Source organism: Mycobacterium asiaticum, from assembly GCF_001673635.1.
GTDB lineage: Bacteria > Actinomycetota > Actinomycetes > Mycobacteriales > Mycobacteriaceae > Mycobacterium > Mycobacterium asiaticum_C.
The window spans coordinates 77,629-101,738 of sequence record NZ_LZMH01000002.1; the positions used below are offsets into that span (position 1 = coordinate 77,629).

Here is a 24,110-nt window from a genome sequence, read left to right on the forward strand (position 1 = left end):
TAGTATCGCGCTTTCCAACGGATTGTCGCCCCCTAAACGGCGGCCATCCTCGAACCCACTGCAGGCCGGCGCCGACCACGCTTTCGGCAGCGGCGGCTTTGCTGCTCGGTGGTAGGTTCAGCGGCGTGATACTCACCGGAGCCTTCCTGGCCGACGCCGCCGCCGTCGTCGACAACAAACTCAATGTGTCTGGCGGGGTGCTCTCCCGCTTCGCGCTCGGGCCCGAACGGTCGGCCCGCTTTGTACTGGTCGTCCTGACTCAGGCCGAGCCCGGTAGCACCGACCGAATGCTCAAGATCGAGATGCGGCCGCCGACCGACGAGGACCCGATCCGGCTGGAGTTCGAGGTTCCGGAAGCCTCCGTAGCGGAGTTCCCGGGGTTCGCCTTCTTCGAGTTGCAGCTCCGGTTGCCTTCCAACGGCCGATGGGTCCTGGTGGTCAGCGGCGGCACCGGAGCCATCTCGCTGCCGGTGCTGGTAACCGACTACGTGCCCCAGGAATCGTCACTGGGCCTTTAGGCCAGCGCCGGCAACACGGAGTCGGTGAGCAGTTGCACCGACTTCCATGCTTCGTCGACCGGCATGCCACCCACCAACGGGTGCAGCACGATCGGGCCGTAATACTCGGCCTCCCGCACCTCGGCGATGAGCTCATCGGGTGTCAGGAACCGGTACCTACCCGAAGCCCTCACCTCGTCGAGCGTCTGAACGCCGGGCAGGTGCATCAGGGACCGTTCGTCGGCTGACCATCCGCCGTATGTGACCGCCTCCCAGAGGATGTAGTCGCCGAGCTCGGCCCACGCCCGGTCCGGGTCCTCGTGCAGGAAGATCATCCCGCGGTTCACCGGTCCCGGCATGATCACGAACGGTGTCGCCCCGGCCTCAGCGCACAGCTGCCGGTAGTGCTCCGCGACGTCGGGCAGGTGGTCGGCCAGGCTGAGCGGCAAGCGGAACCGTGCCGCGCGCCGGGCGGTGGCACGTGAGCCGCCACCGACGTACAGCGGCGGGTGTGGCTTCGTCCATGTCCCGGTGCAGACACCCGTGTCGGTCCCTGACCAGATGGAGAGCATCCGCTCGATCAAGATGTCCATCAGCTTGCCCCGCCGGCTGAAATCGACTCCCAGGGAATCGAATTCGACAGTCCGATAGCCCAGTCCCACCGTGGTGTGCAGCCTGCCCCGGCTCATGTTGTCGACCAGCGCGATGTCCTCGGCCAGCCGCACCGGATTCCACATCGGTCCGAGCGCACAATCCACACTGGCGATCAACCGTGACGTTCGGGCCAAAAACATCGACGCGGCCATGATCGGGTTGCAGCTCCAGCCGTGCCCGGTGACGTGGTGTTCGTCGACGCTGATTGTGGTGATACCCCGCGACTCACCCCATTGCGCCAGTTCCAGTGCGGCACGGATCAACTCGCCCTGTGTGCGCGGATCACCGTGGGGCGAGCCGAAGTTGAAGCGCAGCACAATCAGCAGCATGTCCGGCTACCGGGCCTGCGATCGCACGAAGCCGGCAAAGTCGGGGAACAGAGCGCGATCCACGATTTCAATGCGCGTGCCGAATGGGTCGACGTAATAGGCGAACAGCCCCAGTTCGGTGTCCGGCACGTCGGCGGTCATCTCGAACACGAAGCCGTTGTCCTGCAACGATCGAGCCGCCTCGGCGAGATCATCGGTGAAATAGCCGACGTGGTGCACTGCGTTGCCGGGCGCCGCGGTCCAGGGAGTGCCCGGAACCTCCTGCAGGAGTTCGAGATAAGGGGCCTGCACGGAGTAGACGATCGTGGAGGTCAACTCACGCGTGCCGGTGGTCGTCCGGAACGGCAGCGTGTAGCTCATCGGGCTGATCCACCGGTAACCGGCCAGAGCGGTGAGGCGGGACATCGCGGCGTCGAGGTCGGGCACCACCACACCGGTGTGGTAGAGGTCTTCGGGTTTCAGCGAAGCGGTCACGAGTTCCTCGCCATCTGTTGCTTGAGCCATGCGGTTTCCCAGAAGTTGTTGCTGCGCGCGAGTAGCTGCTGGTGGGCGTCTCGGAGTACTCCGCGGGCCGCGGGGGTGCCTTCGGGCAGCAGCTCGGCCAGGTGGATCGCGTGTAGCGGCCGGCCCGCACTCAGGTGTGCCCGCGCACGATCCGCCAGGGCGTCGGCGCCGGCGAGTTCGACCAGGTCGGCGGCGACGGCGTCGGGACCGACTGAATAGAGTTCGGTGGTCGAGCGGTGGTGGAACCAGCCGGAGTAGTTCTCCCAAATGGCCCGCACGTCCCACGCGACCTTTCCATAGCCTTCGCCCACTTCGTATTCCGCAGGCAGCGTGATCTCGCGCATCAAAGTTCGGACGTCGTTGCCGGCGTTCATCCCAGTGACCGTTGCGTCATGGATGTACTGAATGGCATCGCGCAGTCGGGCCAGCTCGCTGTCGATGCGATCGGCGCCGGCAATGGGATCGAAGTGTCCCGTTACCAACAACTCCGGTCGCAGCCGGCGAACTCGTTCGACCGACTCGACGGCGGTCAGCGCGTCGCGGTATCGGTCGCCACGCATGGTGACCAGGTTGGGGATGTGTCCGAAAACGGGTCCGAAGGTATTCCCACACAGACAGATTCGCTCGGCGGGTAACCATACCACCAGCGAATCGTTGGTTTCCCCGCCCGGCACGGAGATCAGTTCCAGCCGTCGTCCGCCGACATCCAGCGTGAGGGTGTCCTCGAAGTCCAGGTCAACGACGGGGACGCTCTGTGGCGCCAGCTTTTTGGTGCCAAGACGACGCTGGATCGCCCGGATGCCCTCGGCGAGGGTGTCCTGGAACGCGAACGCACTGCGGTGGGCGCGATATGGAATGAGGCGTTCGTTGTCGTCGCGCCAGCGTGTCCAGTTCGCCTGTGCGACAACGGTCGTGTCCGGGTCACGTACGCTGTCCAAGCCGCCGACGTGGTCGACGTGGCCCTGGGTGAAAATGATGTAGCGCACCGGCGCGGTGTCGACGGCGTCGAAGTTGGCCCGGTGCACCGGTCCCTCGAATCCCATGCCGGTGTTGACGATCACCCGTCCGTCCCCGGTGGTGAGCAGGTAGGAGTTGGACAGGCCTGGCGAGCACCATATTCCGGGCGCGATCCGCTCGGCGCGCTCGGCGGAGGCGGCTCGCATGGCATCGGCGCCCGGGCGGCGCCGATAGATCGGTTCGAACATCACTGCCTTTCCTTCACTCGGCGCGCACGTCGAACGCGTCGAAGTAGAAGCCGAACCGTGCCCGCAATTCGTCGGGAGACATCCCGAAATGGCGGCGCAGGTCATAACGAATGCGGCCGTGCTTGCCGCGGGGATTGCCGTCCAGATACCGGTTGAACCGCTCCCGCACCGGCGCCGTCAATTCCACGTCGCCGCGCCGGTAAAGCTGTTCGAGCAAAGCCATTTCGTTGCCGTTGAGCTGGTGAAAACCGATATCGATGCTGCGTTCGGCCGGCACCAGCGCCCGGTCACGCACGCACGCGCTCAATAGTCGGTGCACGCGGTCGCTCCAGTACTCCAGCAGCCAGTCCGGATCGATTGATGTGCGGCGCAGCCGGTCGGAGTAGGCCATCATGGTGATCGCGGATTGGATCACCGCGACCGGATCGCGGTGGGTGAAGGCCACCGTCGCGTCGGGAAACGTCGCCATCAGCGGACCGAGTTGCTCGCAGTGCTGCGGACTTTTGAGGATCCACGTTTGCGGACCGCGCAGGAATGTCAGCGCTTGCAGCACCTTCTTCAGATACGCGTAGTGCCGATGCTGATCCAGGCTCAGGTAGTAGTCACGCCAATCCGGCACGCGCGCATGCCATTCCAGTACATAGGAGGCCAGGTCGAGGTCGAGGATCTCGACCTCCTCCTCGATGGCCTCCGGGAAGCGGTCGTGCATGGCGGCCACGATCGGCGCGCTGACCATGAGCGCGTCGTGTTCCTGCTTGACCCGCGTGTAGCGCGGATCCACGCCGTGGGTGTCCGGTCCCTGGCCGCGTGCCGGTATCGGATCCTGGCTCTCCCAGTACGGCAGAGCGCGCCGGCGGGGGTCTGCGGCGATGAGGTTCACCAGATGCGTGGTGCCGGATCGCGGCATCCCGACCACGATGAAGGGCTTCTCGATCGGGATCGACTCGATTTCGGGGAAGCGTTTGAGCAGCTCGGTCAACGACAACCGGTTGCGCAGCAGTCGTACCACCCGTTGCCGCAGGGTCGATCGGCTGAGCTGGCGGAGGCCGTCGTCGCGTTCGATCGCCGCAACGTGGGCGCTCAGGCGGTCGGTGTATCCGTCGGTGTCGTCGAGGTCGGTGACGCCGGCCTGCTCGCGGGCCTCACTGAGCATCGTGTCGATATCGAACTTGACCTGCCTGCCTTCAGTGAATTCAAGAATCTGACGCTGGACTTCAGTCAGCTGGGGCGATGCCAGATCATCGAAGTCGATGTCGTCGGCGGCAGGGCCCGCAGCATTCACCTGTGACCTCCCCAGGGCGCCGTCGCCGTGACTTGTCGAACGATAGCGCAGCGGTAGCCTGCGCGGGGACCACCCATTTCGAGATCGGCAGAAAGGTCCGGCGATGCTGATCGCCACTACCAACGAGCTACCCGGTTGGCGGATCGAGCGCGTGTGCGGTGAAGTCTTCGGGCTCACTGCCCGATCACGAGATTTCCTGGGACATTTCGGCGCTGGGCTGATGTCGCTCTTCCGCGGTGAACTTCTGAAAAGCATGACCGAGAACCTCGCCGATTATCGCCAGGAGGCGATCGACCGGCTGATCCGCGATGCGCAGGACAAAGGCGGCAACGCGGTCATCGGGATGCGGTTCGACACGTCCGTACTCGCCGATACGTGGACAGAGATCTGCGCCTACGGCACCGCGGTGGAAGCCGTGCCGGTCAGCGAGGGCGCGCGCTACACCGCCGCTCAACTCGGGTACACGGCGGCTTCGCGATCTGTGTCTAGCCGGGCGCCGGACGGTGGCGGTAGGTTCAGCCGGTGATAGTCGGGGCGTTCCTTGCCGAAGCTGCGGCTGCAGTGGACAACAAGCTGAACGTCTCGGGCGGCGTGCTACTCCGATTCGCTGTGGAGGCGGATCGGCTGGCGCAGTTTCTGCTGGTGGTGTTGACGCAATCAGAGACCGGCAGCCCGGCTCGCCGCATCGAAGTCGAGATCCGGCCGCCGACCGACGACGACCCGCTGACCATCGAATTCGAGTTACCCGAGGCCGCCATCACCGCCGAGCTGGGGTTTGCGATATTCCCCATCGAGGTGACCTTGCCGGTCGACGGCCGCTGGGTTCTGATGGTGACCGGTGGCGCGGGCATGATCTCGCTTCCGCTGTTGGTGAGTGGTTAGGTGACGGCGGGATAACAATTCCCAAACTCAACGGGTCGCCGATCGGTACGCCGCCCAGGATGCGCGGGCGGAGAAACCTACCGTCACGTCGTGCACCGTCGAACCGCCCTGAAGCTGCCCTTGGCGTTGGCTGTCGGCTCGGCTTTGACCCGGACGCCGCGGGCCTCCGCGGAGGCAGGACGCTGGCCGGCCGAGCGCGCGCACAACTGGTATCAGGCCCAAGGCTGGCTGGTCGGCGTCAACTACATCACGTCGACCGCCATCAACCAGCTCGAGATGTTTCAGGCGGCCACCTACGACGCGCGGCGCATCGACAACGAATTGGCGGTGGCGCGTTTCCACGGCTTCAACACCGTGCGCGTCTTCCTGCACGACCAGCTGTGGGCGCAGGACCGGGCCGGCTTCCAGTCCCGGCTGGCGCAGTTCGTCGGGATCGCGGCCCGGCACGGCATCAAGCCACTGTTCGTGTTGTTCGATTCCTGCTGGGATCCCTTTCCGCGGCTGGGCCGTCAGCGCGCCCCTCGACCGGGAGTGCACAACTCAGGGTGGGTGCAGAGTCCGGGGGCCGAGCATCTCGACGACCGCCGCTACGCTCCCATCCTGGCCGACTACGTCACCGGAGTGTTGACCCAATTCCGCAATGACGACCGGGTTTTGGGGTGGGACCTATGGAACGAGCCCGACAACCCGGCCCGGGAGTACCGCAAAGTGGAGCGGAAGGACAAATTGGACCGCGTCGCCGGGCTCCTCCCCCAGGTCTTCCGCTGGGCCCGCGCGGTCGATCCCGTCCAACCGTTGACCAGCGGTGTGTGGCAGGGAAATTGGGGCGATCCCGGGAGCCGGAGCGCCATCGCAGGTTTGCAGCTCGACAACTCCGACGTGATCACCTTCCACAGCTATGCCCCGCCCGGTGAATTCGAGAACCGAATCGGCGAGCTCGCGCCGCTGGGTCGCCCGATCATCTGCACCGAATACCTGGCCCGGTCCCTGGGCAGCACCGTTGAGGGGATTCTGCCGATTGCTCGGCGGCACAACGTCGGCGCCATCAACTGGGGGCTCGTAGCCGGCAAGACCCAGACCTACTTCCCGTGGACTTCCTGGGACCACCCGGCCACGGCGCCGCCTAAGGTGTGGTTCGCCGACCTGTTGCAACCCGACGGCCGGCCCTACCACGACAGCGAAGTCCAATTGATCCGCAAGCTCGCCAGCGGAGGGGACCGGGATTAGTACGGGGCCGTCATGGGACGGGTGGACCGGATGCCCAACACCGTACTAGTGGTCAGGTCGGCGGCGTCGGCCCTCCCATCGGCCGGAAGTAGGCGGCCTCCACGTCGGGACGCCACGCCATGTCCGCATTACGCTTGTGCTCCTCCGGCGACAGTATTTTCAGCAGCGTGACCATCGGCAGGTAATAGGTGGCCGGCGCCCCGAGGATGTACGTCGCATTTCCCTCGACGTACGTCTTGTTTCCCGGATCATTCAGGCCGATGTTGCTGTAGTCGCCGTGGACTTGCTGGTATTGGCCCGCGCCGCCGACGAACAACGAGGCGAATCTGTTCATCACCGCGGTTGCATTAGCCAGGTTCGCCGGGCAATCGGCCCAGAAATCGTATTGCCGGATCACCACTTTGACGGTGTAGCGGGTATCGATCGGGAAGCCGTTTCCGCCATAGGCCGCCGTGCATCCGCTGTATCGGACGTGCATGCAACCGCCGTATTTCCCTTCCGGATCACCGGTGAGAATGAACGTCACGGACGCCGGATCGATATCGCTCGTCGGCCCGTAGGTGCGTAGCCAGTCGTCTTCCACCTGGGCGCCCTCGCTGTGTCCAAGGACGATTTTCGGACCCGGGACAGCGTGCAGCATGTTGTTGAGGTTGAGGGCGCCTTGGTGGACATTGCGGGCGGCAGGAAAATTGTTGTACGGGACTTTCGCCACCACATTCGGAGCCGCGAACAGTTCGCCACGCAGCCAGTTGCCGGGTAGCGAGCGAAAGGCAGGATCGAGCGTCAGCACCGTAACGCCGGTTGCGGGGACAGCCTCAGCGCCGGCCTTAACCGTTGTCAGCGCCGTAATATTTGCCGCGATGGCCAGGAGCGTCAGGGCAAGCGATGCTACCGCCCTACTCACCGACGTCACCAGGCAAACCTCAAGAGATCGCAGTGGAATTTGCTGCTCATATATATCACCGGCGCCGTTGCGACCCGCCGCAACGTTTGCGAATCGACACCGGAATGAGGCTTCCCATACATATTCGCGGGTTAGTCGTCGTCGAATTCCTGCGCCGCTCCTGGGACCGCGGCGCTAAATTGTCCCCATGAAGAAGTTCACGCCCGCTTTGCTGGCCGCCGTCGCGGTAGCGGCATTCCAGATTTCGGTCGCACCAGCGGCGTCCGCGAATCCCTGTCCCGCTGCCGGGGAAGGTTCGTATCCGAACCGGATCGATTGCCCGCTGGGCAGCATTGCCGCGGCGGATGCGGTCGACGAGGCCAGGCAGCGCGCCGAGGGTCGCCCGCCGTGCTACACCCGCGAGGGCGTGCCCTACTACACGCCCGGCGACGCGCCCTGCGGCTGAGCGATATCGCCTTCGGAGTGGGTATACGGCGCGGGGAGGCACGATGAACGAACCCGAATCTTCAGCGCAACCGCCGTTCACCCAGGAAGACATCGAACGCGCCGAAAGCCGAGTCGAACACGCCCGGGAAGGCGCGGCTCATGCGGCACTGTCAGCGGCCCAGAGCCTAGACAAGACCGCGCGATCACATGAGGAAGTCGCCGCCCTGGAAGAGGCCACCTCCGCGCAAGAACCCCGCCCGAACGACGTGCTGCAGCAATCGGCGGGGAACATCGTGCCTACGCCGCCGAAGACCGGGCCATGGCAGACAAGAAGCGTGAAGAAGCAGACGGGCACTTCAATTCCGGAACTCAGGGCTAAGGCGCACGCCTGGACCTCAACGAGGGTTCGGAGCATCCGGTGCTCGACCCAGCAAACTTGGCGGTGGCGGAGGGATTTGAACCCTCGGACGGTTTTAGCCGTCACACGCTTTCGAGGCGTGCTCCTTAGGCCGCTCGGACACGCCACCGCCAGGCAGCTTACCGAATCCACCGGCGCTCACCCCAATCGCTGGCGGGCGAAGAACTGTTCGAGCGGCGCGGCGCACTCGTCGGCGAGCACTCCGCCCCGTACCTCAGGGCGATGATTCAGCCGGCGATCGCGCACCACATCCCACAGTGACCCGACCGCGCCGGTCTTGGGCTCCCACGCACCGAACACCACCCGAGCCACCCGCGCCAGCACCAGGGCACCGGCGCACATGGTGCACGGCTCCACGGTGACCGCCAGCGTCGCGCCCTCCAGGCGCCAGCCGTCCCCGAGGACACTGGCCGCGGCCCGCAGCGCCAGGATCTCGGCATGCGCGGTGGGATCGCCGAGCGCTTCGCGGGCATTCACAGCCCTGGCCAGCTCGGTCCCGTCGGCGCTGACGACCACCGCGCCGATCGGGACATCCCGCGGCCCGGCGCTCCCGGCGACCGCCAGCGCGGCGCGGATCAGCTGCTCGTCAGAAACCGACCCCTGCTGATGGCGGCGACCCGCTGCGCCCGGCTCGTTCGCCGCGCTTGCGATCACCGACCCGGACCGATGGCGGCGACCCGCTGCGCCCGGCTCGTTCGCCGCGCTTGCGATCACCGACCCAAGCGGTCGATCACCGCCGACAACTGCTCGGCGAAACCCATCTCCCGCGCGATCCGGCCGAGTTGCTCATCGGCGTACAGGTCCGTCTCGTCCAGAATCACCCCCAGCACCGCCTCGGGCAGCCCGATATCGGAGAGCAACCCCAGGTCACCCTCCTCGAACGGGTCGGCGTCCTCGAGGTCTTCGGGGTCGATGTCGGCGTCCAGGCTGTCCAGCACCTCGGCGGCGATGTCGTAATCTAGCGCGGCGGTGGCATCCGACAACAGCAACCGGGTCCCCGAGGGCGCTGGCCGCACGATGACGAAAAACTCGTCGTCCACGTCCAGGAGCCCAAAGACCGCCCCGGCGCTGCGCAGCTCCCGCAGCTCGGTCTCCGCGGCCGACAAACTGGTAAGAGCCTTGGGACCCAGCGGCGCGCAGCGCCAGCGGCCCTCCTCACGCACGACGGCGACGCCGAAGCCGTCCGGGGTGTCCGCGGACGGGCCCTGCGTTGCCGAGGCCCGTTGTACTCCCATGGCCGCATACGCTAGTCCCTGACCTGGCCTCTGGCCAGATGAAGCCGGGACGCGCAGCCTGCGCCCGGCTGAGCTGTGCCAACCTTGGACAAGTGGTGAGGACTGAGGTGAAAACACCCGTTTGCGTGCTCGGACTGGGCTTGATCGGTGGATCGATCATGCGGGCCGCCTCCGCATCCGGCCGTGAGGTATTCGGCTACAACCGCTCGGTGGAGGGCGCCCAGGGCGCGCGTTCGGACGGGTACGACGCCACCACCGACCTCGGCGCTACGCTGACCCGCGCCGCCGAAACCGACGCGCTGATCGTGCTGGCCGTGCCGATGCCGGCCCTGCCGAACATGCTGGCCCACATCCGCGAGTCCGCACCGCACTGTCCCCTCACAGACGTGACCAGCGTCAAGACCGCGGTGCTCGACGAGGTCGCCGCCGCCGGGCTGCTGGAGCGCTTCGTCGGCGGCCACCCGATGACCGGCACCGCGCACTCGGGCTGGCGCGCCGGGCATGGCGGACTGTTCAACCGAGCGCCCTGGGTCGTCAGCGTTGACGACCACGTCGACCCCACGGTCTGGTCGATGGTGATGACGTTGGCGCTGGACTGCGGCGCGGTGGTGGTGCCCGCCCGATCCGACGAGCACGACGCGGCGGCCGCCGCCATCTCGCACCTGCCGCACCTGCTCGCCGAGGCGCTTGCCGTCACCGCGGCCGAGGTCCCGCTGGCGTTCGCCCTGGCCGCCGGCTCGTTCCGGGACGCCACCCGGGTCGCGGGGACGGCGCCGGAGCTGGTGCGCGCGATGTGCGAGGCCAACACCGGCCAGTTGGTGCCGGCCACCAGCCGCATCATCGAGCTGCTCAGCCGCGCGCGCGATTCACTGGCCGGCAACGGTTCGGTGGCCGACCTGGTCGACGAGGGGCACGCTGCCAGGACCCGCTACGAGAGTTTCCCGCGCTCGGACATCGTCACCGTCGCGATAGGCGCGGATAACTGGCGCAACCAGCTGGCCGCCGCGGGCCGCGCCGGTGGAGTGATCAGATCCGCTCTGCCAACCCTGGATAGTCGACAATGAACCCGTCCCGGTCGACGGTGACAGTGGTGTCGGCCACGGGTGAACGCAGCTTGATCCCGTCCAGGCGGCCTTCGCTGGCGTAACTCACCGTCTCCGCCTCGACGGACATTGAGGGAACGTTCACATAGACCATCGGCAGCGCGAGCGTCTCCGCGCGCTGGTGAATCCCCAGCCGCCGGATCGGCAGCGCATTGAAGAACGGACTGAACACCAGGTCGACGTCGAGAGCACCGTTGTAACCCGAGCGTCTCTCGCCCTGGTGGTCGGTGATCAACCACATGTTCTCTTCGTCGCGGGCGATGGCGAGCTGGCGCTCCCGCTCGGCCAGCGTGACGGTCAGCCCGAACCGCTTGGTCGCACCGGACTCGTCGGTCTGCAGTTCGTAGAAGGCACCGAAGGCCGGGCTGGTCGGTGTGGCCGCGGCTACGATGCGCCCGTTGGCCTTGATTCGCTTGCCGGACAACTGAACTCGCACTGATTCCATGCGCGAGCAATCCTGGGCGCGCCAGGTGAACATCGCGGGCTGGACACGCTGTGTTGGGTCAGAAGGGGCTGCGTTCACACTCCTACCGTAGGACGTGTGCGTCGGCCGTGGTGACTTTGTCGGCAACTGTGATCTTGGGTACGCGATCGCACGGTCGGACCACCCGGCTCAACCGGCCGCTGCCGGGCACCGAAGCCCACACCGCCAGGGCCAGCAAGCCGTCCAGAATCAGGGCCAGCGCGGCCACCAGCACCGCCCCGACCAGAGCTATGGCGAACTGCCGTTCCTTGATCCCGTCGATCAGATAACGACCCAGTCCACCGAGGCTGGCGTACGCGGCCACCGTCGCGGTGGCGACCACCTGCAAGGTCGCGTTACGCAGACCACCCAGGATCAGTGGCAGCGCATTAGGCGCCTCGACCCGCAGCAACACCTGAGCCTCGGTCATGCCCATCGCCCGCGCGGCGTCGACCACCAGGCGGTCCACGCTGGCGATGCCCGCATATGTGCCCGCCAGCAGCGACGGAATGCCGAGCAACATCAGCGCCACGATCGGCGGGCTCAGCCCCAGCCCGTACAGCAGGACGCCGAGCAGCAATACTCCCAGCGTCGGCAGCGCCCGCAGTCCGTTCACCGCGCCGACCACCACCAGCTGACCGCGACCGGTGTGACCGATGATGAGCCCGACCGGGATGGCGATGATGGCTGAGGCCCCCACCGCCAGGGCGGTGTACTCCAGGTGCTCACAGATGCGGGCCGCCAATCCGGCGGGTCCCGTCCAGTTGTCGGCGGTGGTCAGGAAGGACCACGCCTGCGCGACGAAGTTCATCGGGCACCGCCCACCAGCGGGGACCGCAATCGGCGACGGTCCTTTGACCCTCGCTCCCACGGCGCGAGCAATCGGCCGAGCAGGCTGAGCAGCGTGTCGACGACGACCGCCAGGACGAACATGGCGATGATCCCGGCCAGAATCTGATCGCTCTTGTTGGTTTGGAATCCCGCGGTGAACCAGGTGCCAAGGCCGCCGATGCCGATCACCGACCCCACCGAGACCATCGCGATGTTGGTCACCACCACCACCCGCAACCCGGCTACCAGCACCGGAATGGACAGCGGCAGTTCAACTTTCAGCATGCGCACGACGGGCGCGTAGCCGATCGCGATGGCCGCCTCGCGGACATGGGCCGGGACCGCGTCCAGCGCCTCGAGCACCGCGCGCACCATCAGCGCGGCGGTGTAGGCCGTCAGCGCGACCATGACGTTGGCCTCGTCGAGGATCCTGGTGCCCAGGATCAGCGGCAGTACCACGAACAACGCCAGCGACGGGATGGTGAAGACCAGGCTGGCGGTAGCCATGGTCAACCGCCGCCAGCGCGGGGCGTGCTGCACCGCGAGTCCGAGGGGCAGCGCGATGGCCAGTCCCACAACGACCGGCACCAGCGACAGCCTCAGGTGGACGACGGTCAGCGCCCACGCGGTGCTCAGGTGGTTCAGCAGGTAGTGCATCAGGTCCGCCGCCGGGCTTCCGCGGCGGCCAGCACGTCGGTGGCCAGGATGCCGCCGACGACCTTGTGCCCGCTATCCACGGCCACGCCCATCGATGACGGCGACGCGAGTGCCGCGTCCAGCGCCTGGCTGAGGTTGCCGTCGACATGGAACACCGAACCTACCGGCGTGAGGGTATCGGTGAGCGGCACGCCGGCCCGGTGCCGTCGCAATCCGTCGTCGTCGATCCAGCCCACCGGCTCACGCCCGCCGTCGACCACCAGCACCCAGCCATCCGAAAGTTGGGTGCTGGCAAGGTCGTTGGTGGATACCGGACCGATGTCGTGCAGGGGCAGCCCGGCCGCGTCGAGCAGTTGCAGCCAGCGGTAGCCGCGGCCGAGCCCGATGAACCTGGCCACGAACTCGTTCGCGGGGCGCGCGAGCAACCGTGCGGGTTCGTCGTACTGCTGCAACACACCGCCGGCGCCGAACACCGCGACCCGGTCGGCGAGCCGCAGCGCCTCGTCGATGTCGTGGGTCACGAACACCACCGTCTTGTGCAATTCGCTTTGCAGACGCAGGATTTCGTTCTGCAGGGTGTGCCGGACCACGGGGTCGACGGCGGAGAACGGCTCGTCCATCAGCAGGATCGGCGGGTCCGCGGCCAGAGCCCGCGCGACACCTACGCGCTGCTGCTCGCCACCTGAGAGTTGCGCCGGATAGCGCTTCGCCACTTCGGGTTTCAGCCCGACCCTTTCCAGCACGTCATAGGCGGCGGCACGCGCGACGCGGCGGGACTGCCCCCGCAGCACCGGCACCGCCGCGACGTTGTCGATCACCCGTTGGTGGGGCATCAAGCCGGCGTTCTGGATGACGTAGCCGATCCCGCGCCGCAACCGCACCGGGTTGACCGTCGAGACATCCGCCCCGTCGACCGTCACGGTGCCCGACGTCGGGTCCACCATCCGATTGATCATTCGCAGCGCGGTGGTCTTGCCGCAGCCGGAGGAACCGACGAAGACCGTCAGTTCGCCGGCCGGGATGTGCATGCTCAATCGATCCACGGCCGTGGCGCCGTTGCCGAAGACCTTGCTGACGTTGTCGAAGGTAATCAACGACTACCCGATCGCGTGATCGAAACCGTTGTCATGCACCCATTTGCGGGCAACCTGGTCAGGATCTGCTCCTCCATTGCCGGAAACCGCCGCATTCAGTTGGGCGATGCCTTCGGTGGTCAGTTTGGCCGACACCGCATCCAGCACATCCTTGAGCCGGTCCGACTTCTTCTGCGAGTTCACCAGGGGCACGATGTTTCCGGCCAAAAAGTTGTGTTCGGGGTCGGCGAGTACCACCAGGTGTTCCTGCACCACCGCCGGTGAGGTGCTGAAGATGTTGGCCGCCGTCGCCGTTCCCTCGACCAGCGCCCGCACCGTCACCGCGCCGCCGCCGTCGTTGATCGTGACGAAATTACCCGGCTCAATGCTCAGCCCATACTTCTGACGTAGTCCGGGCAGCCCGGAGGGCCGGGTGGCGAACGCCGACGGGGCGGCGAAACGCACTTCAGCGGAGTGCGCCGACAGGTCGGCGATTGTCTTGAGGTTCCAGCGGGTCGCCGTCGCACCGGTGACCGTTACCGTGTCGGTGTCCGACGCTGGGGAGGGGGTGAGGATCGACAGATCACCGGGCAATTGCCGGTAGAGCTCCAATTCGACGGCATCCAGGACGGTCACCTTGGATTTCGGCTCGAAATAGAGCAGCAGGTTTCCGATGTATTCGGGCACCAGGTCGATGGAATGGTCCTTCAGCGCCGGGATGTACGTCTCCCGGCTGCCGATACCCATTCGACGACCGACGTCGAATCCGTTGGCTTGCAAGGCTTGTGCGTAGATCTCCGCGACGATCTCGGATTCGGGGAAGTCGCCGGAGCCGACGACGATGGATTTCGGGCCGCCCATGCCCGACCCGAACGGATCGGGACTGCCGCACGCCGCAACCAGGCACGCCACCGCGGCGAGCACCGCGCGCCGCAGCATCCTCACGTTGCAGACACTATCCCGACCAAGATGCAAATGTTGGTTTCAATCCGGTCGACAGGGGACAAAGATGGAGACATGAGCACCCCCTCTGGCTCACCCCCGGCGGACCAGCCACCGCCGCCGCCACCCCGCCGCCCCGGGCCGCGATCCCGCACGGCGCCGAACGACCCGGCATCGAAATTCACCCGCGCGGGCGCCCTGTGGTCGGCGCTGATCGCGGGTTTCCTGATCCTGATTCTGCTGTTGATCTTCATCGCTCAGAACACGGCGTCGACACCGTTTACGTTCCTGGGCTGGCACTGGACGCTGCCGTTGGGTGTCGCGATTCTGCTGGCTGCCGTGGTCGGCGGGCTGATCACCGTCGCCGCCGGCACCGCGCGTATCGTTCAATTGCGCCGCGCGGCCAAGAAGAATCTGTCCGCCATACCCCGTTAGTTCAGCCTGGCGATCTCGGCCAGCCCGCGGGAGATCAACGGCGCCACCACTTCGGGCGCATCGTCCGTCGAATCCGCCTGACCGTCGGCTTCTTCTGCCATCCGTCTGCGGAAATCGATCCCGGCCGCGATGATCGCAAGCTTGAAGTACGCCAGGGCCATGTAGAACTCCCACTGTCCCAGCGGTTGCCCGGACACCAGCGAGTACCGGTCGGCCAGTTCGTCGGCAGTGGGAAGCAGCGGCGAGGTCCACGCCGCCTGGGTGTCGATGATCAGGTCCAGCGCCGGGTCGCGGTAGACGCACATCAGGGCCGCGTCGCTGATCGGGTCGCCCAGAGTGGAAAGTTCCCAGTCCACCACCGCGCGCACCTGCCTTGGGTCCTGCGAGTCCAGGATGGTGTTGTCGATCCGATAGTCGCCGTGCACGATCGACGTCCGGCTCTGTTGGGGAATGCTTTGTTGCAGCGCGGTATGCAGCCGCTCAACGTCGTCGTCGCGGCGGTCGTCGGGCAGTCGCACCAGCTGCCATTGCGATCCCCACCGACGCACCTGACGTTCCAGATAGCCGCTGGGTTTGCCGAAGTCGCTCAACCCGACGGAGTCGGGGTCGACATTGTGCAGGTCGACCAGGACCCGGATCAGCGCGTCGACGCAACCATCGATGGCCCGGCGGCCCAGCGACTCCAGCTGAGCGCGACGGCGCACTACCTGCCCGTCGACGAACTCGACGATCTGGAACGGCGCGCCCAACACCGACTCGTCGTCGCACAGGGCGACCGTGCGCGCCACCGGAACCGGAGTGTTCTGCAGTGCGGCCACGACCTTGTATTCGCGGCTCATGTCGTGCGCCGAGGGTGTCAGCCCGTGCAACGGCGGTCGCCGGACCAGCCAGCTCGTGGCGTCGTCGTACACGCGGAAGGTCAGATTGGAGCGGCCACCGGAAATGAATTCGCCGCGCAGCTCCCCGTCGCGCGCAATGTCGAGTGAACGCAGGTACCGGTCCAACGCGGGCAGGTCGAGCCCGTTATGTCGGTCAGTCGAGGTCACCGAACTTGTTTACCACCGACCAACTAGGACCGTTGATTCCGGGGCAGCAGGTCCCAGACGTGTTCGGTGCCGTTGACCGACGCCACCGTCGCCTGACCGGACCGGGAGAACAGCAGCCGGGTCACCGAGGCGTAGTCGATCGGGAAGGACAACAGGCGCGCGGTGCCCAGGATTTCGTGCAGCACCACGTTGATCACACCGCCGTGGCTGAACGCTGCGATCGTCTCATCCGGGTCGGCCGCGGCCACCAGGTCGTCGATTGCCGCGCGGACCCGGGCGCGAAACGCGTCCTCGTCGACGGCGCTGGGCAGATGCCCTTGCGACATGCGTGCCCATTCCTGTGGGAACTCGGTGCGGATCTGCTCGATCGGTATGTAGTGCGGCTGGTCGCGGTCGTATTCGGCCAGGCGGTCGTCGATTTCGATGGGCAAGCCCCGAGCCGCCGCGACCGGCTCGGCGGTCTGGATGGCGCGTCGCTGCGGGCTGCTCACCAGCCGCGAGAGGGGGAACCGGTCCAGCGCCTCGGGCAGGCGGGCGACCTGCTGAAAGCCGGTGTCGGACAGTTCCGGATCCGAGCCCTCGCCATGATCGCTGCGCAGCGGCAAGGCATGCCGGATCAGGAGCAGTTGCATGCGGCAAGCCTCGCATGAGGAGATCCGCCCGTCGCTCCCGCAGCGGAGAATGCTATTCTCCCAAGGGAGATTGGGGCGTGCGGATGGCGGCGATTGCCGGGGACGTGTTGGGGCGCTGGCTGGACGCCAACGGCGCGCCGGGCCAGGGCGAGGAACCGGTGCTGGAGCAGCTCAGCGGTGGCTCGCAGAACACTTTGTACCTGGTGCATCGCGGTCCCGAGCGGATGGTGCTGCGAATGCCGGGCCCGCGCGCCGATGCGGCCCGTATCGACGGGTTGCTGCGCGAGATCCGGTTGGTGCGGGCGCTGCGCGGGACCGACGTTCCGCATGCGGAGCTGATCGCGGCCGACGAATCCGGGTCGGTGCTGGGGCTGCCGTTCTACGTCATGCGCGCGATCGATGGTTGGAGCCCGATGGACGGCGGCTGGCGAGCACCGTTCGACACCGACCTGCAGGCGCGGCGCGGGCTGGCTTTCCAGCTGGTCGAGGGTGCGGCGAAACTCGGCCGGGTGGACTGGCGCGCGCAGGGGCTCGAAGGCTTCGGGCGCCCCGAGGGCTTCCATGACCGGCAAGTGGACCGCTGGCTGAACTTCCTGGCGGCCTATCAGGTGCGGGAGCTGCCCGGGCTGGATACCGCGTCGGACTGGCTGCGCCGTAACCGTCCTGCGCACTACACGCCCGGCATCATGCACGGCGACTACCAGTTCGCCAATGTGATGTTCGAGCATGGGGAGTTTGCCCGGTTGGCCGCGATCGTGGACTGGGAGATGACCACCGTCGGTGACCCGTTGCTCGACCTGGCTTGGGCGCTGCTGGGTTACGACGGCGAAGAGCCCCGCGCCGACGGGTTCTACCTCGATATGGCCGGGATGCCCAACCGCAGCGAGTTGCTGGAGCACTACGAGTCGATCAGCGGATTGTCCACCGAGAACATCGATTACTACCTGGTGTTGGCGAATTGGAAGCTGGGCATCGTGTTGGAGAAAACGTACGCGGCCGGGGTGCGGACCGGAAAGGTCGATCCCAAGATCACCGGGGCTTTCGGACCGATGATCCTACAGCTGATATCGACGGCGGCCGAACTGTCCCGGACGGCTGGGGTGCGCTGACATGGGTTATGCCGACCAGCTTTTCGACCTCACCGACCAGGTGGTGCTGATCACCGGCGGCAGCCGCGGGTTGGGCCGGGAGATGGCGTTCGGCGTGGCGCGCTGCGGGGCCGACGTGGTGATCGCCAGCCGCAACATGGACAACTGTGTGGCGGTCGCCAAGGAGATCGAGTCCGAAACCGGGCGCGCCGCAATGCCTTACCAGGTGCATGTGGGGCGCTGGGACCAGCTCGACGGTTTGGTCGAGGCGACGTACGACCGGTTCGGCAAGGTCGACACCCTGATCAACAATGCCGGCATGTCCCCGCTCTACGGCAAACTGTCCGACGTCACCGAGAAACTGTACGACTCGGTGTTCAACCTGAATCTCAAAGGCCCGTTTCGCCTTTCGGCGCTGGTAGGCGAACGGATGGTGGCGGCGGGTCGCGGCTCGATCATCAACGTGAGTTCGGCGGGGTCGCTGCGACCGAGCCCCGACATCGTGCCCTATGCGGCAGCCAAGGCCGGGCTCAACGCGATGACTGAAGGTTTCGCGCGCGCCTTCGGTCCGACGGTGCGGGTCAACACGCTGATGGCTGGCCCGTTCCTGACCGATGTGAGCAAGGCATGGAATCTCGATCAGCGGGGCGGCGAGATGTTCGGGCACCTGTCGTTGAAACGGGCCGGCAATCCGCCCGAAATCGTTGGCGCGGCGCTGTTCCTGGCCTCTGATGCGTCTAGTTTCACGACCGGCTCCATCGTGCGGGCCGACGGCGGCATTCCGTAACGTGGCAACCGCAAGAGACAGGAGCCTTCGATGGCGTGGGACTTTTCCACCGAGCCCGAGTTCGAGAAGAAACTGCAGTGGGTCCGTGAGTTCGTCCGCGACGAGGTCGAGCCGCTTGAGGTGCTGTTCCCGGGCTGCGAGTTCCTGCCGCTGAACGAGGAGCGGCGAAAGATCGTCGACCCCCTCAAGCAGCAGGTGCGTGATCAGGGCTTATGGGCGCCGCATCTGGGCCCCGAACTCGGGGGGCAGGGCTTTGGCGCGGTGAAGTTGACGCTGATCAACGAGATATTGGGCCGCAGCCCCTGGGCGCCAATCGTATTCGGAACCCAGGCACCCGACACCGGCAACGCGGAGATCTTGGCCCGCTTCGGCACCCAGGAGCAGAAGGACCGCTACCTGGCCGGTCTGTTGTCCGGCGAGATCTTCTCCTGTTTCTCGATGACCGAACCCCAGGGCGGCGCCGATCCGCGCGTCTTCAACACCCGCGCGGTACAAGACGGGGACGACTGGGTGATCACCGGGCGGAAGTTCTTCTCCTCCAACGCATCCGTCGCCTCGTTCTTCATCGTCGTCGCGATCACCGATCCCGACGTACCGGTCCACTACGGGGCCTCCACATTCCTGATTCCGGCCGGAACACCGAGCCTCACCATCGAGGCCAATCACCACTTGGTCGGATCGGATCCCCATGAACCGGGACACGCACTGGTCCGCTACGACGACGTGCGGGTGGGTGCGGACGCTCTACTGGGCAAGCCCGGCCAAGGTTTCCTGATCCTGCAGACACGACTGGCCGGCGGCCGGCTGCATCATGCGATGCGCTCGATCGGGTTGGCCCAGCGGGCCGTCGAGATGATGGCCCGGCGCGCGAAAAGCCGTTTCACCCAGGGTAGTTCGCTGGCCGACAAGCAGCTTGTGCAGGAGTTCATCGCCGACTCCTACACCGAGCTGACACCGTTCCGCCTGACCGTCCTGCATGCCGCTTGGCTGATCGACAATGGTGACGAGCGCGCGGCTCGCGCGGAGATCGGCGTCTGTAAGATCCTGGCCTCGCAGGTGCTCAAATCCATTGCGATGCGGGCGATTCAAGTGCACGGTGCACTCGGGCTCAGCGACCAGCTGCCGTTGGTGAACATGCTGCTCGGTGGCATTGCGCTCGGACTGGCCGACGGGCCTACCGAGGCGCACAAGGTCAACCTGGCCCGCATGCTGCTCAAGGGCTATGAGGCCGAGGAGGGTGAATGGCCCCGTGAGATGCTGGACGTCCGCCGCGAGGCTGCCCGGGCAAAGTACGGCGACCTGATCGATCGCGTTCCGGCACTGCCGGATTCACCATGAGCGATCGGGTCACCGCGGCCGTCGAGCGAGCGCTCGACGATCGGCAGCGTGAGGCCACCGAGGAGGTGGAACGCATCCTGGCCGCGGCGGTCCGGGTGATGGAGCGGGTGGCGCCCGAGCCGCCCCGGGTAAGCGACATCGTCGCCGAGGCCGGGTCGTCGAACAAGGCGTTCTACCGCTATTTCGCCGGAAAGGACGATCTCATCCTGGCGGTGATGGAACGCGGCGTCGCGATCGTGGTGTCCTACCTGCAGCATCAGATGGCCAAGCACTCCCGTCCCCGAGACAAGGTCGCGTGCTGGATCGAGGGCACCGTGGCACAGGTCGCCGACCCGCAGCTGAGCAGCATGAGCAGTGCCGCTGCTCGGCAAATGTCGAATGGCCCTGCCGCCGACCAGGAAATGCTGCGGCCGCTGCGTGACCTGCTGGTCGAGCCGGTCACCGCCCTGGGCAGCTCGGACGTCCATCGCGACGTCGACGCGGTCTACGGGTGCACGATTGCGATGATGCGTCGGTATATGGGCTCGGCCAACCGGCCCGGCCCAACGGACATCGAACATTTGGCGCGGTTCTGTCTGCGCGGACTGGGAGTCGATTGATGCGCGCGATCGTGTGCAATGCCTACGGCCCGCCGGAGGATCTGGTGTTGACCGAGGTCGCCGATCCGGTGCCGGCGCCGGGTCAGGCGTTGGTGCGGGTGCACGCCGCGGCGGTCAACTTTCCTGATGTGCTGTTCGTCGCGGGCAAGTACCAGGTCCGGATCCCGCCGCCGTTCACTCCGGGCAACGAGATCGCCGGCGAGGTGGTAGCGGTCGGCGAGGGCGCATCGTTGCAGCCGGGACAGCGGGTGTTCGGTACCACGTTCGGTGCCTTCGCTGAGCTGGCACTGCTGGACGCGACCATCGCCCAGACCGTTCCCGACGGCGTCGACTTCGGTTCGGCGGCGGCCTTCGGGGTGACCTACCGCACCGCATACCACGCACTGCGGTCGGTAGCCCAAGTGGCAGAAGGTGATTGGGTGGTGGTGCTGGGCGCCGCAGGCGGAGTCGGGCTGGCCGCGGTCGATCTTGCGGTGGTCATGGGAGCGCGGGTGCTGGCCGCCGCGTCCAGCCCGGAGAAGCTGCAGTTGTGCCGTGAGCGCGGGGCGCAGGCCACCGTCGACTACGACAACGAGGATCTGAAGTTGCGTATCCGCGAACTCACCGGGGACGCCGCGCGCGTCGTGCTTGATCCGGTCGGCGGGCCTTACGCGGAGCCGGCGCTGCGCGGCCTGGCGCGCGGGGGCACCTTCGTCACCCTGGGCTATGCGGCGGGCACGATTCCGGCGATCCCGCTCAACCTGGTGATGCTCAAGGACGTCACCATCCGAGGGATGGAGATCCGCACCTTTTTGGACGACTATCCCCAGGAATGCACTCGCGATATCGCCGAGCTGTCACAGCTGTTCGCCGACGGCAAGATCCGCCCTTACATCGGCGCCCGCTTTCCGCTGGCCGAGACCGCCGCGGCCCTGCGCTATGTCGCCGACCGCAAAGTGCTCGGCAAGGTGATCATCGACGTCACCTAAGTGTGCCGAGCAGACGCGAAAGTACCCTTGCGAGGCCCACTTAGGGGGCTTTAGCGTCTGCTCGCGAGAGAGGGTGACCCGCCGGAATCAGGGGGTGACGATGTTGAAGTTCGCATCCGGCTGTTCGAGCACCGCCAACAACGATTGCAGCGCCGCCTGGTCACCGGACAACTCGAGCCCCGGCGATGTGAAGTCACCGATTGCGACGAGCAACAGCCGGATCTTGTTGGCCAGCTTGACCGTTACGGTCGCGGTGGCGGGGTCGGCGGCTGCCTTGCGGTGCACCAACACACCGTTGCGCAGGGTCAGCCGGTAGTTCGTGGCGACGTCGTCGAACGTGACGTCGATGGCGATGTCCAGGTCCCAGCTGCCCGGTCCGTTGACCCTGATGGCCAACCCGTCGAAGACCTGTTCGGGCGTCAACTGCGCCAGCAGCGTCGGCGAACTGACCTGCCCCGCCGTGCCGAAGTTGCCCGCCCGCAGTTCGGTTGCGCCGCTCATGAAGAAATTGCGCCAGGTGGCGTTCTCGGCACCGTAGCCCAGTTGCTCCAAGGTGTCGGCGTACAGCTCGCGTGCCGCGGCATGGTGCTGGTCGGTGAACATCGCGTGGTCGAGCAACGTTGCAGCCCAGCGGAAGTCGCCCGCATCGAACGCGGTACGGGCCAGCTCGACCACCCGCTCCAGCCCGCCCAGCGCCTCGACATAGCGTGGCCCCAGCGCCTCGGGCGGGTGCGGCCACAACCGTCCCGGATTGCCGTCGAACCAGCCCATGTAGCGCTGGTAGACGGCCTTCACGTTGTGGCTGACCGATCCGTAATACCCGCGGGCATGCCAAGCCTGGTCCAATGCCGGTGGCAGCTCGAACATCTCGGCGATCTCCACGCCGGTGTAGCCCTGGTTCAACAACCGCAAGGTCTGATCGTGCAAATAGGCATACAGGTCTCGCTGCAAAGACAGGAATTCGACGATGCGCTCGTGCCCCCAGGTCGGCCAGTGATGGGAGGCGAACACCACGTCGGTGCGGCCGGCGAACGCGTCGATGGCCTCCGTCAGGTAGCCAGCCCAGGCGTGCGGATCACGCACCAGCGCACCGCGCAGCGTCAGCAGGTTGTGCAGGTTATGGGTGGCGTTCTCGGCCATGCACAGCGCGCGGAATTGCGGGAAGTAGAAGTGCATTTCGGCCGGCGCCTCGGTGCCGGGCGCCATCTGGAATTCGATCTCGACGCCGTCGATGGTGTGCGTCTCCCCCGTGGCCCGGACGTCCACGGTCGGGACGATCAGCCCCACCTCACCGGTGGACGGCGTCTGGCCCAACCCGCAACCCACCTGTTCCTGCGGGCCCCGCGCCAGTTGTGAGCCATACATGTAGGTCGCGCGGCGCAGCATCGCCGGGCCCGCATACACGTTCTCCTGCACGGCATGTGCGGTGAAGCCCTCGGGCGCCAGGATCGCGACCTCGCCCGCGTCGACGTCGGCCTGCGACGTCACGCCCAGCACGCCCCCGAAATGGTCGACGTGGCTGTGGGTGTAGATCACGGCGACCACCGGTCGGTCACCGCCACGGTGCGTGCGATACAGCTCCAGCGCCGCGCGCGCCACCTCGGTGGACACCAGGGGATCAATGACGATGACCCCGGTGTCGCCCTCGATGAAGCTGATGTTGGAGATGTCGAAACCGCGGACCTGATAGATGCCCGGTACCACTTCGTAGAGGCCCTGCTTGGCGGCCAGCGTCGACTGCCGCCACAGGCTGGGGTGCACCGAGGTGGGCGCGGGGCCGGTGAGGAAGGAGTACGCGTCGTTGTCCCAGACCACCCGGCCGTCGGCGGCCTTGATGACGCATGGCGACAGCGCGGCGATGAAGCCGCGGTCGGCGTCGTCGAAATCCCTTGTGTCGTCCAGAGGTAGCGTGTGCGCGCGATGTGCCGATTCGATGACCGCGGTGGGCGGCTTGTGCTCCATCGGAATCACCTTGCCAAACGCGTGCAGCCTCGGAAAGGCAAAACAAATATTTCGTCGTACCTAGAATTTCGTCCACTTACCGCGCATACTGCCGGGGCGGTCCTCAAAGACGATGGGCCGGTTTACGGGCAAAGGAGCACAGGTGAAGCGTGGGCTGACGGTCGCGGTAGCCGGAGCGGCCATTCTGGTTGCGGGTCTTTCCGGATGTTCGAGTGACAAGCCGAAATCGGGTGGCGGGTCTTCAAGCGCGGCAAGTAGCGGAGGCGGCAGCGCCTCTGGCACAAAGGTCCTCATCGACGGGCAGGACCAGCACGTCACCGGGTCGGTCGTGTGCACGACGGCGGCCGGCAATGTCAATATCGCGATCGGCGGGCAGGCGGCCGGCATCGCCGCGGTGCTCAGCGACGCCAATCCCCCGGAGGTGAGGTCGGTCGGACTTGGCAGCGTCAACGGCGTAGTGCTGGGCTACACCGCCGGAACCGGCCAGGGCAAGGCCGAGGCCACCAAGAACGGCAACGCCTACAAGATCACCGGAACGGCCACCGGTATCGACGCGGCCAACCCGATGTCACCGGTCAACAAGCCGTTCGAGATCGACGTCACCTGCTCCTGACAAGCTGACG

At 66.3% G+C, this 24,110-nt stretch carries 28 protein-coding genes and 1 tRNA gene; 13 read left to right on the forward strand and 16 right to left on the reverse strand.

The window, feature by feature from the left end; translation table 11 throughout:
* The first annotated feature begins 125 nt into the window (after positions 1 to 125).
* The gene (locus tag A5645_RS00430) at positions 126 to 518 is read left to right on the forward strand and encodes a hypothetical protein (RefSeq protein WP_065034041.1); all 393 of its coding nucleotides are present in this window, start codon (positions 126 to 128) and stop codon (positions 516 to 518) included.
* Here A5645_RS00430 and A5645_RS00435 read toward each other — a convergent pair.
* Genes A5645_RS00435 through A5645_RS00450 form a run of 4 tightly spaced genes read right to left on the reverse strand, consistent with a single transcriptional unit; the run spans position 515 to position 4,471 of the window.
* The gene (locus A5645_RS00435; protein WP_065128105.1) at positions 515 to 1,480 is read right to left on the reverse strand and encodes an LLM class flavin-dependent oxidoreductase; all 966 of its coding nucleotides are present in this window, start codon (positions 1,478 to 1,480) and stop codon (positions 515 to 517) included. The two genes, A5645_RS00430 and A5645_RS00435, sit on opposite strands and share 4 nt — an antisense overlap.
* 6 nt (positions 1,481 to 1,486) lie before the next feature.
* Positions 1,487 to 1,954, reverse strand: coding sequence for a VOC family protein (locus A5645_RS00440; protein ID WP_436405453.1), 468 nt, complete (start codon positions 1,952 to 1,954; stop codon positions 1,487 to 1,489).
* The gene (locus tag A5645_RS00445; protein WP_065128107.1) at positions 1,951 to 3,189 is read right to left on the reverse strand and encodes an MBL fold metallo-hydrolase; all 1,239 of its coding nucleotides are present in this window, start codon (positions 3,187 to 3,189) and stop codon (positions 1,951 to 1,953) included. The genes A5645_RS00440 and A5645_RS00445 overlap by 4 nt, the downstream gene beginning before the upstream one ends.
* A 13-nt stretch (positions 3,190 to 3,202) precedes the next feature.
* A complete protein-coding gene (locus A5645_RS00450) occupies positions 3,203 to 4,471 on the reverse strand; it encodes a sulfotransferase family protein (RefSeq protein ID WP_065128108.1) in 1,269 nt (422 codons plus the stop codon).
* 103 nt (positions 4,472 to 4,574) lie between these two features.
* Between A5645_RS00450 and A5645_RS00455 the strand changes: the two genes are divergently transcribed.
* From A5645_RS00455 to A5645_RS00465, 3 genes are all read left to right on the forward strand, one after another.
* On the forward strand, positions 4,575 to 4,997 hold the full coding sequence (locus tag A5645_RS00455) for a YbjQ family protein (protein WP_065128109.1): 423 nt from the start codon (positions 4,575 to 4,577) through the stop codon (positions 4,995 to 4,997).
* Positions 4,994 to 5,353, forward strand: a complete 360-nt coding sequence (locus tag A5645_RS00460; RefSeq protein WP_065033987.1) for a hypothetical protein — start codon at positions 4,994 to 4,996, stop codon at positions 5,351 to 5,353. Before A5645_RS00455 ends, A5645_RS00460 begins: the two co-directional genes overlap by 4 nt.
* Positions 5,354 to 5,443: 90 nt before the next feature.
* Positions 5,444 to 6,580, forward strand: coding sequence for a glycoside hydrolase 5 family protein (locus A5645_RS00465; RefSeq protein ID WP_065128110.1), 1,137 nt, complete (start codon positions 5,444 to 5,446; stop codon positions 6,578 to 6,580).
* Positions 6,581 to 6,632: 52 nt separating this feature from the next.
* On the opposite strand, the gene A5645_RS00470 is transcribed toward A5645_RS00465, so the two are convergent.
* Entirely contained in the window at positions 6,633 to 7,493 is an 861-nt protein-coding gene (locus tag A5645_RS00470) for a PE-PPE domain-containing protein (protein ID WP_065128111.1), read from the reverse strand.
* 178 nt (positions 7,494 to 7,671) lie between these two features.
* Here A5645_RS00470 and A5645_RS00475 point away from each other — a divergent pair, with 178 nt between their 5' ends.
* Positions 7,672 to 7,929 carry a hypothetical protein gene (locus tag A5645_RS00475; RefSeq protein WP_065033990.1) on the forward strand — a complete coding sequence of 86 codons (258 nt, stop codon included), beginning with the start codon at positions 7,672 to 7,674 and terminating at the stop codon, positions 7,927 to 7,929.
* 418 nt (positions 7,930 to 8,347) lie between these two features.
* Here A5645_RS00475 and A5645_RS00480 read toward each other — a convergent pair.
* From A5645_RS00480 to A5645_RS00490, 3 genes are all read right to left on the reverse strand, one after another.
* Positions 8,348 to 8,437 (reverse strand) — tRNA-Ser (locus A5645_RS00480).
* A 29-nt stretch (positions 8,438 to 8,466) separates the two neighbouring features.
* Positions 8,467 to 8,979 carry a nucleoside deaminase gene (locus tag A5645_RS00485; RefSeq protein WP_065128156.1) on the reverse strand — a complete coding sequence of 171 codons (513 nt, stop codon included), beginning with the start codon at positions 8,977 to 8,979 and terminating at the stop codon, positions 8,467 to 8,469.
* A 59-nt stretch (positions 8,980 to 9,038) separates the two neighbouring features.
* Complete coding sequence (locus tag A5645_RS00490; protein ID WP_065033992.1) at positions 9,039 to 9,563, reverse strand: tRNA adenosine deaminase-associated protein; 525 nt, start codon at positions 9,561 to 9,563, stop codon at positions 9,039 to 9,041.
* A 107-nt stretch (positions 9,564 to 9,670) separates the two neighbouring features.
* Here A5645_RS00490 and A5645_RS00495 point away from each other — a divergent pair, with 107 nt between their 5' ends.
* Positions 9,671 to 10,627, forward strand: a complete 957-nt coding sequence (locus tag A5645_RS00495) for a prephenate dehydrogenase (RefSeq protein WP_414467364.1) — start codon at positions 9,671 to 9,673, stop codon at positions 10,625 to 10,627.
* On the opposite strand, the gene A5645_RS00500 is transcribed toward A5645_RS00495, so the two are convergent.
* From A5645_RS00500 to A5645_RS00520, 5 genes are read right to left on the reverse strand one after another with little or no spacing between them, the layout of a single operon-like run.
* The gene (locus tag A5645_RS00500) at positions 10,590 to 11,189 is read right to left on the reverse strand and encodes a putative glycolipid-binding domain-containing protein (RefSeq protein ID WP_065033993.1); all 600 of its coding nucleotides are present in this window, start codon (positions 11,187 to 11,189) and stop codon (positions 10,590 to 10,592) included. The two genes, A5645_RS00495 and A5645_RS00500, sit on opposite strands and share 38 nt — an antisense overlap.
* 4 nt (positions 11,190 to 11,193) lie before the next feature.
* Positions 11,194 to 11,940: an ABC transporter permease gene (locus A5645_RS00505; protein ID WP_065128112.1), complete on the reverse strand. Its 747-nt coding sequence runs from the start codon at positions 11,938 to 11,940 to the stop codon at positions 11,194 to 11,196.
* Entirely contained in the window at positions 11,937 to 12,617 is a 681-nt protein-coding gene (locus tag A5645_RS00510) for an ABC transporter permease (RefSeq protein WP_065128113.1), read from the reverse strand. The genes A5645_RS00505 and A5645_RS00510 overlap by 4 nt, the downstream gene beginning before the upstream one ends.
* The gene (locus A5645_RS00515) at positions 12,617 to 13,711 is read right to left on the reverse strand and encodes an ABC transporter ATP-binding protein (RefSeq protein WP_065128114.1); all 1,095 of its coding nucleotides are present in this window, start codon (positions 13,709 to 13,711) and stop codon (positions 12,617 to 12,619) included. The genes A5645_RS00510 and A5645_RS00515 overlap by 1 nt, the downstream gene beginning before the upstream one ends.
* Positions 13,712 to 13,714: 3 nt before the next feature.
* Positions 13,715 to 14,635 (reverse strand): ABC transporter substrate-binding protein, encoded by a 921-nt coding sequence (locus A5645_RS00520; RefSeq protein WP_436405454.1) that lies wholly within the window; start codon positions 14,633 to 14,635, stop codon positions 13,715 to 13,717.
* Positions 14,636 to 14,707: 72 nt separating this feature from the next.
* Between A5645_RS00520 and A5645_RS00525 the strand changes: the two genes are divergently transcribed.
* Complete coding sequence (locus tag A5645_RS00525) at positions 14,708 to 15,067, forward strand: LapA family protein (RefSeq protein ID WP_065033998.1); 360 nt, start codon at positions 14,708 to 14,710, stop codon at positions 15,065 to 15,067.
* Here A5645_RS00525 and A5645_RS00530 read toward each other — a convergent pair.
* Entirely contained in the window at positions 15,064 to 16,113 is a 1,050-nt protein-coding gene (locus A5645_RS00530) for a phosphotransferase family protein (RefSeq protein WP_065128116.1), read from the reverse strand. The genes A5645_RS00525 and A5645_RS00530 overlap by 4 nt on opposite strands.
* 23 nt (positions 16,114 to 16,136) lie before the next feature.
* Positions 16,137 to 16,745: a histidine phosphatase family protein gene (locus A5645_RS00535; RefSeq protein WP_065128117.1), complete on the reverse strand. Its 609-nt coding sequence runs from the start codon at positions 16,743 to 16,745 to the stop codon at positions 16,137 to 16,139.
* Between the two features lie 83 nt (positions 16,746 to 16,828).
* Between A5645_RS00535 and A5645_RS00540 the strand changes: the two genes are divergently transcribed.
* The 5 genes from A5645_RS00540 to A5645_RS00560 are packed head-to-tail and all read left to right on the forward strand — an operon-like array spanning position 16,829 to position 21,525.
* Positions 16,829 to 17,854 carry a phosphotransferase family protein gene (locus A5645_RS00540; protein ID WP_065128118.1) on the forward strand — a complete coding sequence of 342 codons (1,026 nt, stop codon included), beginning with the start codon at positions 16,829 to 16,831 and terminating at the stop codon, positions 17,852 to 17,854.
* A 1-nt stretch (position 17,855) separates the two neighbouring features.
* The gene (locus A5645_RS00545) at positions 17,856 to 18,620 is read left to right on the forward strand and encodes an SDR family NAD(P)-dependent oxidoreductase (protein WP_065128119.1); all 765 of its coding nucleotides are present in this window, start codon (positions 17,856 to 17,858) and stop codon (positions 18,618 to 18,620) included.
* A 30-nt stretch (positions 18,621 to 18,650) separates the two neighbouring features.
* Positions 18,651 to 19,958, forward strand: a complete 1,308-nt coding sequence (locus A5645_RS00550; protein ID WP_065128120.1) for an acyl-CoA dehydrogenase family protein — start codon at positions 18,651 to 18,653, stop codon at positions 19,956 to 19,958.
* Complete coding sequence (locus A5645_RS00555; RefSeq protein WP_065034003.1) at positions 19,955 to 20,557, forward strand: TetR/AcrR family transcriptional regulator; 603 nt, start codon at positions 19,955 to 19,957, stop codon at positions 20,555 to 20,557. The genes A5645_RS00550 and A5645_RS00555 overlap by 4 nt, the downstream gene beginning before the upstream one ends.
* On the forward strand, positions 20,557 to 21,525 hold the full coding sequence (locus A5645_RS00560) for an NADPH:quinone oxidoreductase family protein (RefSeq protein ID WP_065128121.1): 969 nt from the start codon (positions 20,557 to 20,559) through the stop codon (positions 21,523 to 21,525). Before A5645_RS00555 ends, A5645_RS00560 begins: the two co-directional genes overlap by 1 nt.
* Positions 21,526 to 21,612: 87 nt before the next feature.
* Here the strand turns inward: A5645_RS00560 and A5645_RS00565 are convergent, their stop codons facing one another.
* Positions 21,613 to 23,493, reverse strand: coding sequence for an alkyl/aryl-sulfatase (locus A5645_RS00565; RefSeq protein ID WP_155767787.1), 1,881 nt, complete (start codon positions 23,491 to 23,493; stop codon positions 21,613 to 21,615).
* 136 nt (positions 23,494 to 23,629) lie between these two features.
* Here A5645_RS00565 and A5645_RS00570 point away from each other — a divergent pair, with 136 nt between their 5' ends.
* Positions 23,630 to 24,100 carry a lipoprotein LpqH gene (locus A5645_RS00570; protein WP_065128122.1) on the forward strand — a complete coding sequence of 157 codons (471 nt, stop codon included), beginning with the start codon at positions 23,630 to 23,632 and terminating at the stop codon, positions 24,098 to 24,100.
* The last annotated feature ends 10 nt before the right edge of the window (positions 24,101 to 24,110 follow it).

What these genes read in the sequence shown, in the direction of transcription:
- A5645_RS00540 (WP_065128118.1), top strand. Translation starts at nt 16,829, where the DNA reads ATGGCGGCGATTGCCGGGGACGTGTTGGGGCGCTGGCTGGACGCCAAC.
- A5645_RS00490 (WP_065033992.1), bottom strand. Translation starts at nt 9,563, where the DNA reads ATGGGAGTACAACGGGCCTCGGCAACGCAGGGCCCGTCCGCGGACACC.
- A5645_RS00510 (WP_065128113.1), bottom strand. Translation starts at nt 12,617, where the DNA reads ATGCACTACCTGCTGAACCACCTGAGCACCGCGTGGGCGCTGACCGTC.
- A5645_RS00505 (WP_065128112.1), bottom strand. Translation starts at nt 11,940, where the DNA reads ATGAACTTCGTCGCGCAGGCGTGGTCCTTCCTGACCACCGCCGACAAC.
- A5645_RS00475 (WP_065033990.1), top strand. Translation starts at nt 7,672, where the DNA reads ATGAAGAAGTTCACGCCCGCTTTGCTGGCCGCCGTCGCGGTAGCGGCA.
- A5645_RS00560 (WP_065128121.1), top strand. Translation starts at nt 20,557, where the DNA reads ATGCGCGCGATCGTGTGCAATGCCTACGGCCCGCCGGAGGATCTGGTG.
- A5645_RS00555 (WP_065034003.1), top strand. Translation starts at nt 19,955, where the DNA reads ATGAGCGATCGGGTCACCGCGGCCGTCGAGCGAGCGCTCGACGATCGG.
- A5645_RS00435 (WP_065128105.1), bottom strand. Translation starts at nt 1,480, where the DNA reads ATGCTGCTGATTGTGCTGCGCTTCAACTTCGGCTCGCCCCACGGTGAT.
- A5645_RS00535 (WP_065128117.1), bottom strand. Translation starts at nt 16,745, where the DNA reads ATGCAACTGCTCCTGATCCGGCATGCCTTGCCGCTGCGCAGCGATCAT.
- A5645_RS00545 (WP_065128119.1), top strand. Translation starts at nt 17,856, where the DNA reads ATGGGTTATGCCGACCAGCTTTTCGACCTCACCGACCAGGTGGTGCTG.
- A5645_RS00445 (WP_065128107.1), bottom strand. Translation starts at nt 3,189, where the DNA reads ATGTTCGAACCGATCTATCGGCGCCGCCCGGGCGCCGATGCCATGCGA.
- A5645_RS00550 (WP_065128120.1), top strand. Translation starts at nt 18,651, where the DNA reads ATGGCGTGGGACTTTTCCACCGAGCCCGAGTTCGAGAAGAAACTGCAG.
- A5645_RS00455 (WP_065128109.1), top strand. Translation starts at nt 4,575, where the DNA reads ATGCTGATCGCCACTACCAACGAGCTACCCGGTTGGCGGATCGAGCGC.
- A5645_RS00525 (WP_065033998.1), top strand. Translation starts at nt 14,708, where the DNA reads ATGAGCACCCCCTCTGGCTCACCCCCGGCGGACCAGCCACCGCCGCCG.